This window comes from Clostridium sp. KNHs214 (assembly GCF_000744935.1).
Classification (GTDB): Bacteria; Bacillota; Clostridia; order Clostridiales; family Clostridiaceae; genus Haloimpatiens.
Map to the genome: position 1 here is coordinate 1 of NZ_JQMW01000003.1, position 7266 is coordinate 7266.

Annotated in this window: 9 protein-coding genes; 4 read left to right on the forward strand and 5 right to left on the reverse strand. The window is 30.5% G+C overall.

Annotation, left to right across the window (positions count from 1 at the left end; translation table 11 throughout):
- From CC89_RS20860 to CC89_RS20870, 3 genes are all read left to right on the forward strand, one after another.
- The coding region (locus CC89_RS20860) for an IS110 family transposase (RefSeq protein ID WP_502685614.1) at positions 1-384 on the forward strand (384 nt) is incomplete at its 5' end.
- Positions 308-535: a transposase gene (locus CC89_RS20865; RefSeq protein ID WP_286161259.1), complete on the forward strand. Its 228-nt coding sequence runs from the start codon at positions 308-310 to the stop codon at positions 533-535. The genes CC89_RS20860 and CC89_RS20865, both read left to right, overlap by 77 nt.
- Positions 477-683 carry a hypothetical protein gene (locus CC89_RS20870; protein ID WP_286161258.1) on the forward strand — a complete coding sequence of 69 codons (207 nt, stop codon included), beginning with the start codon at positions 477-479 and terminating at the stop codon, positions 681-683. The genes CC89_RS20865 and CC89_RS20870 overlap by 59 nt, the downstream gene beginning before the upstream one ends.
- Positions 684-1594: 911 nt before the next feature.
- Here the strand turns inward: CC89_RS20870 and CC89_RS00155 are convergent.
- From CC89_RS00155 to CC89_RS00165, 3 genes are all read right to left on the reverse strand, one after another.
- Entirely contained in the window at positions 1595-1906 is a 312-nt protein-coding gene (locus CC89_RS00155) for a PTS sugar transporter subunit IIA (protein ID WP_035287744.1), read from the reverse strand.
- Positions 1907-1954: 48 nt separating this feature from the next.
- Positions 1955-2563, reverse strand: a complete 609-nt coding sequence (locus CC89_RS00160) for a copper homeostasis protein CutC (RefSeq protein WP_035287745.1) — start codon at positions 2561-2563, stop codon at positions 1955-1957.
- 333 nt (positions 2564-2896) lie between these two features.
- Positions 2897-3856: a glycosylasparaginase gene (locus CC89_RS00165; RefSeq protein WP_035287747.1), complete on the reverse strand. Its 960-nt coding sequence runs from the start codon at positions 3854-3856 to the stop codon at positions 2897-2899.
- A gap of 279 nt (positions 3857-4135) precedes the next feature.
- Here CC89_RS00165 and CC89_RS00170 point away from each other — a divergent pair, with 279 nt between their 5' ends.
- Entirely contained in the window at positions 4136-5626 is a 1491-nt protein-coding gene (locus CC89_RS00170; protein WP_051931338.1) for a sigma 54-interacting transcriptional regulator, read from the forward strand.
- A gap of 326 nt (positions 5627-5952) precedes the next feature.
- On the opposite strand, the gene CC89_RS19320 is transcribed toward CC89_RS00170, so the two are convergent.
- On the reverse strand, positions 5953-6750 hold the full coding sequence (locus CC89_RS19320) for a M20/M25/M40 family metallo-hydrolase (protein WP_051931339.1): 798 nt from the start codon (positions 6748-6750) through the stop codon (positions 5953-5955).
- On the reverse strand, positions 6731-7266 hold a 536-nt coding region (locus CC89_RS19325), incomplete at its 5' end, for a Sapep family Mn(2+)-dependent dipeptidase (RefSeq protein ID WP_185750620.1). The genes CC89_RS19320 and CC89_RS19325, both read right to left, overlap by 20 nt.

Here is a 7266-nt window from a genome sequence, read left to right on the forward strand (position 1 = left end):
TCTATAAGATCTACAGCTCGTTTTGGGCTTACATATGCTAATAATAAGTATAATGCCATTATAAAGGCTGCCAATGATGCAAAGACCTTCGGTTATTCTGTAAGTAGTAATTTTAAGCGTATTAGATTATACATAAGCTTTATTCGAAAGTATGATGAAGAGATTTCTTCTATACTCTCTGAAATGCATAAGCTTGTTGATGAAAATGAAAATACTGATTTTGTAAAGCAAATTCACTTGATTGAAACATTTAAAGGTGCAGGTTTTCTTTCTGCTGTAAGCCTCATGGGAGAAATCGGAGATTTTCCTGCGTTCAACTCACCAAAACAGCTTTTTTGCTTATTTTGGTTTAGATCCAGCAGTAAAGCAATCTGGCAACTTTAATGGCACAAAAATCAGTATGTCAAAGCGAGGCTCTCGAATTGCCAGAAGAGTAATTCACACTATGGCATTAATCAGCATAAGCAAAAACAAAGATGGCTCGCCGCAAAAATCAAGTACTTCGAGAATACTATCTTTTAAAGTGCCAAAGTAAGCCTAAAATGATTGCTCTTGGGGCAGTTATGCATAAAGTTTGTAACGTATTATTTGCCATTCTTCGTGATGGGAAAGAATTTGAAATAATTACACCAGAAGAACACCAAAAGAATTATCTCAAAGCGAAATGCGGCTTCGCTGCGTAGTATAATTCCATAAATATAATTTCCGTTTTTTGTTAGTCTAACAAAAGTTTATTAAGGTTACCCTTTTTTAAGATAATAAAAATATTAATTATTTTTTTAATTCTTATTGACATTTCTTAGCTGGACTAAAAAATTAATATGAAATATAGATTTTTTCTTTCATGAAAAATCTTAGAAAATACTTATTTTTATCCGATGACTACCTGCCGTAACACTCCCACTTCTTACAAAGTGGGAGATAACGGCAGCTACGTCCCTGGATAACGCTCTCTAACCTTCAGTTGGAGTAAAAACTCCATCTGAAGCTAAGAGCTCTGTTTATAAAACAAAAAACCCACAGAGTCACTCTTAAATCGTGACTCCGCAGGTTTAAATTCTAATCTGCGTGTAGGAAATTTCTTTGTACATTTAGAAAGTCTCCCTGTACCGCTCAGGTATAACTTTAATTGAAGTATAAATATTAGCCCAGCAACACACTAATAACTAATGCTATGCTCAGGTGTAACTCTAATTTAAGTATAACCCTAGATACACTCACTTCATGGTATATTTCTTGACAATTTTAAGTGAAAAATTACAACCTTTAAGTTAACTAAAAACTAATACTCCAGTGCACTGAAAGCTGTGAAATATCACTTAATTGTGTAATATATTAACATGTTCAATAAAAACTGTCAATAGTACAATTACAAATTTCCTTAAATGTTTTAATTAAACTATATCATGATTATCCCACAAAAGTATTACATTACTTAAATTATGAAATTTCTCTTGAATGACTTGCATAAGAAGCAAAGGAGCTGTTTAAATTTATTGTTCCCAGTTCTTATGCAAGTCATGGAGGAGAAATTTCATAATTCCACTACATTGTACCTTTTGTGGGCACTCTCTTTTGTGGTTGAATCATATGATTATTTTGAGTATTTTTTATGTGTTAAAATCATTTCCTCGGTAATTGCTTTTAATGTTTCTGTGGTCATCAATTGATCTTCTGCATGCATTAAAAGCAATGATACTTTTACTGGTTCGCCCGAAGCTTCTTGCTGAATTAATGAACTATGTGATTCATGAGCCTTTAATAAACTTGCCTCTGCATCTTCAACACATTTTTCTGCTAGCTCAAAATTCTCTTCTCTTGATGCTTTTAGAGCCTGAAATAAAGATGACTTTGCATCTCCTACATTACTAATTAATTGGAATGATATTAATTCTAAATCCTCCATACCTATCTCCTCTTTTCTTTTTTAACTGTCCATTATTAAATTTAACTTTTAAACTACCTTACTGCCATGAATTTCAGTTGCACCTGTATAATCTAAAATATATTGTCTATTTTCTTTGGTAACACCTTTTCCAGGCATAATTGTAATTCTTCCATTAGCATATTGGACTAAAGCTTTCAATTCATCTTTTCCCTCTAAGGCATTAACTTTTCCGCCTTTAGTTAATATTCTATCTACTTGCAAACTTACCAGCTGATCTATAGCAGAGAACTTGTCCTCTATTTCATCAAAAGCCATATGGAAAGTTACACTCATTGGCTTTGATATTTCTACTAGTTCTCTCACTGTTTTTATATCTATATTGCTATGGACTAAGGCACCAATAACTACTCCATGAGCACCTAATTCTTTAGCTATTTTGATGTCCTCTTTCATTATTTCTACTTCTTCCCTTGAATATTCAAAGGAACCCCCTCTTGGCCTAATTATAACCATTACAGGTATTTTTACATTAGCTATAGTTGTCTTTATAGTACCATAGCTTGGAGTAGTGCCATCCTCTAATAAATTATCACATAATTCTATTCTGTTGGCTCCTAACTTTTCCATAGAGATAGCATCTTTGAATTTTCCTACACAAGCCTCATAAATACTCACTGCTTTTCCCCCTTGTTTTATATGCTTATGAAACTCTCCCGCCACTTCTTATGCTAAAGTGCAGTTTTGTTGACTAATAATTATAAGTTTATTTCATATACCTATGCATACTTATAATATCATAACTGTATTTTAATCTACAAAACTAATTATTCTATAACATTGCTTTATCTATATATAATACTACTTTACCTATAACATTGCTTTATCTATAACACTTCTTAATCTATAGTGCTAGTTAATTCAAGAAACTAAAAAATGTGTATTTGAAAAGTACTGTAATGATGCAAAATGCTAGTAAAACTAATTTGAATTTTAAGCTATTATAATAAACTAATCAAATGTTATAGGAGATGTTATTCTTTTAGTGTATGCATCTAACCATTCCTGACTTGCTACTTCATAGGTTGTTTTTCCATCTACATTTTTACATACATAAACTGTAGGTTCCTTACTATCTGTAGCCACTGAAAAAGAAAATCCATCAATATTAGTTGCTACTCCAAATTCACCCTTATTATTTAAACATACTACAGATAAATCTCCTGCTTTCTTTCTCTTTTTAATTAATTTTTCATTCAAATCTTCAACAGCTTTATCTGCAGCTTCCTGTGGAGTACATCCATCTTTCATAAGTCTAACTATTTCATAGGAAATGCAGCCCTTCATTAAGTCTTCTCCAAGTCCAGTAGCTGTTGCTCCTCCCACTTCACTATCTACGTAGAAACCTGAACCACAAACTGGTGAATCACCAACTCTTCCTTTTCTTTTCATAAATAACCCACTAGTTGATGTACCAGAAGCCATAGAGCCATTAGCATCTAATGCTATCATACCAACGGTATCATGTCCATCATAAGGACTTAAACCTTTTTCTACAGTTTCTTTAACTCTTTTCTTGTAATGCATTTTAGCTCTATCTGTTAACATATTAACTCTTTCAAAGCCATTTTTATGAGCATATTCATCTGCTCCAGTTCCTACTAAAAAGCAATTGAATCTTTCGTCACTTAATTTTTTAGCTATACTTATAGGATTTTTAAAATCTCTTATACCAGCTACTGCTCCTATAGATAAAGTATCCCCATCCATATAAGCTGCATCTAACTCAACTTCACCGTTTTCATTTGGCAATCCACCATATCCAACTGATTTATAAAAAGGATAATCCTCAACCATACTAATTGCCTCTTCTATAGCATCTCCTGCTGGGGCTTTATCTTCTAATGATTTGCATGCCTTAGTTATTCCTTCAACTGCCATTCTCCACGTTGCTATTATTGCCCACTTCATAAACTTTTTCCTCCATTCTTAATTGTTAGTTATTGATACTTATTATCTATGCAATAACTATGCCAACTATAAAATACACAATGATTTTTCAATTTACTTATGCTTTTAAACACTTTTCCTAACTAATAATTGATTTTTGTATCAAGTGTATTGTAGAATAATACATATACACGTTTACATAGGTTATTTTTCTGCATAGTGTGTTTTATTTACACAATTATTGACACAATAATTTAAAATTAATTACACACTTCATTATTTATAAGGGGATAGGATATTATGAAAAGAATAGATTTAGTATACAATTCTATAAAAACATTAGATAAAGGTAGTGGAGTAACCACTATTGAAGTTAGTGAATTGTTAAATTTAGAGAGGTCTAATATAAGTAAAGACTTAAATTTACTAGTTAATGAAGGCTTATTATATAAAAATAGTTCGAGACCTGTAAAATACTTTTTAAACAATTCTACTAATGTAGATTTTACGGCAAAATCATCTATGGATAATCTAGCTTATCTCTATCCATCATTGATACCATCTATAAAACTAGCTAAAACAGCTATTTTGTATCCAGATAACGGAATGAATTGCCTGATTATCGGAGACACTGGTGTTGGTAAATCCATGTTAGCAAAATTAATGCATGAATATGCTAAATCACTAGATATTAAGAAAAACATGCCTTTTCTACATTTTAACTGCTCAGATTATTCAAATAACACCCAGCTATTAAGTTCCCATCTTTTTGGCGTAAAAAAAGGCACCTTTACTGGTGCAACTGAAAACAGAGCTGGACTAATAGAGCAGGCTGACGGAGGTATTTTATTCTTAGATGAAATACACAATCTTCCTAGTGAAGGTCAAGAAATGCTTTTTGTGTTTATGGATACAGGCTACTTTAAGAGATTTGGAGAGGTAACAAAAAAAATTCATTCTTCCGCTCGTATAATCTGTGCAACAAATAAGGATATAAGCTCTTCTCTTTTAGATACATTTATAAGGAGAATTCCAATAAAAATTTACATACCGGGATTAGAGGAAAGGCTTTTAGAGGAAAGACTTACCCTTGTAGAATATTTTATAAAAAATGAAAGTATAAAACTAAATAAGCCTATTTGGGTATCCTATAACACAATGCTTTGTTTATTATCCTATCATTGCCCTTATAATGTAGGTCAGTTGAAAAATGATATTAAACTAGCCATTGCTAACGCTTATTCAGACTATTTTATTCATAATAAGAAACAAATTAAAATAAATAGTCCCGATTTACCTGATGAATTAAAAAACATGCTAAATACTCAATTATCTCAAGAAAGGGTTTTATTAGATTCCTTAGATATGGTAGATGGCTATTTTATATATGATAAAAATTCCGTAATAACTAGTCATTCATTTTTAAAGCAGAAGCATATTATTCTCAATAGTTTTAAAAAGCTAATAAAGGATACTGCTAGTAATATGATTAATAAAGAAATAAGCAGTGAAGCTATCATTGACTTTTTTATAGATTATCTAAATATAATTAAAGATGTTGCTTCAAGTTATCAATACAGCCTTAATAATTCTGCATACGAGGAGTTCTTATCAAGTTTATCCAATTTAGATAATGAACTTACAAACTATTTCACTGATGATATAGTAAAAAATTTCTTTCGTATTCACCTTGATATGGTATATGACAGAATTAATCTAATGGACTTTGATTCTCTACCTACTTTAAATAAAATTAAATCTGTTTTTCCAAACAACTATACTATACGTTAAGCTTAAAATCTGTTATAGAAAGAGTTTACAATATTAATTTATCTAATACAGAAATACTTTTCTTAACTATTTTTACTATATACTTATATGAAAGACCTAGTCTATAAAAGTATATAATCCAACCCAGCACTCAGTAATAGTTCATTCATTAATCTTTCACTGAGTGCTGGGTTATATATTGATTGAAAAATAAATCAGAAATTTTCTAAATGAAATGAAAAAAGTCCACATTATTGATATTGGATATTTGCTATTTATAATTTCAATTATTATCTAATATAAATTCTAAAAATCATGCGCAAAGTTGAGATATTAATATTACTAAATTATTTAGCTAATTCATAAATTGCTTTAGCATAAATTTTAATACATTTTTCAAGTAAGGATATTTCTATAAATTCATTAGCTTTATGAGCTAAATCCTCACTACCTTTAAATAAGGCTCCAAAAGCTACTGTATTAGGCATTAATTTAGCATAAGTTCCTCCACCTGTAGATAAAAGTTCCGCTTCCTCCCCTACTATATCTTCATATGATTTTTTTAAAGCTTTTATCATTTTATGCTCCTTTGGGAAATGCAATGGTGGATTATGATTTCCCATATGAAAAGTTAAATTAGTATCTTTTATTTTCTCATTAATATTGTTTACTATACTATCACTAGAAACTGTAACTGGATACCTAATGTTAAATCTCATGCGTATTTCTGAACTATTACCATTAATAATTCCCAAGTTTAAAGTTAAATTTCCAGACTCCTCATCCCAAAAATTTATTCCTAATTTACTTCCACTATAATCCTTTCCAATTAACTGTGAAAAATCCTTTAAAAACATTGTAAAGCTATCTTGAAAATCTAATATTTCATTTAAGTATAATATCATATTAGCTATAGCATTTTCTCCTGCTTCTGGTGTACTTCCATGAGAAGCTTTTCCTCTGCTTATTATAATAATGTGATTTTCATGAGATTCTAAATCTATTCTATACTTTTCCTTTAAACCTTCATCTTTAAATACCTGAAGTAATTTAGAATTGCCATCATGTATTATTTTACACTCACAATAATCAGGAACTATATTAGATTTTTTGCCACCTTTTATATTATTTTTTTTTATAGCCACAAAGATTATTTTCTAACTTTTGAACTAATTCAAAGGTAAAAATACCCTTTTCAGAGGTTACTATTGGAAAGTATGCATCTGGAGTGAAACAATATTTAGGTGCTTTTTCTTTCTTTAAATAATAGTCTATATCCTCTGTACCAGATTCTTCATTAGTTCCAAAAATAATTCTAACTTTTTTGGATAATTTAACATTAGAATCCTTTAATAGTTTTGCTGCATAAAGAGCTGCCATTATTGGCCCTTTATCATCTATGGCTCCTCTAGCGTATAATTTTTCATCTTTTATTATAGGTTCAAAGGGATTTGTATTCCAACCATTGCCTTCCGGCACCACATCTATATGTCCTAATACTCCTACGTATTCATCACCCTGTCCAAACTCCGCATAGCCTACATAGTTATCTAAATTAACTGTATTAAATCCATAGGATTTAGCTATGTCCAATACACAGTTTAATCCTTTTGCTACTCCCTTACCAAAAGGATTAAATTCATCAGGCACATCTTTAATTG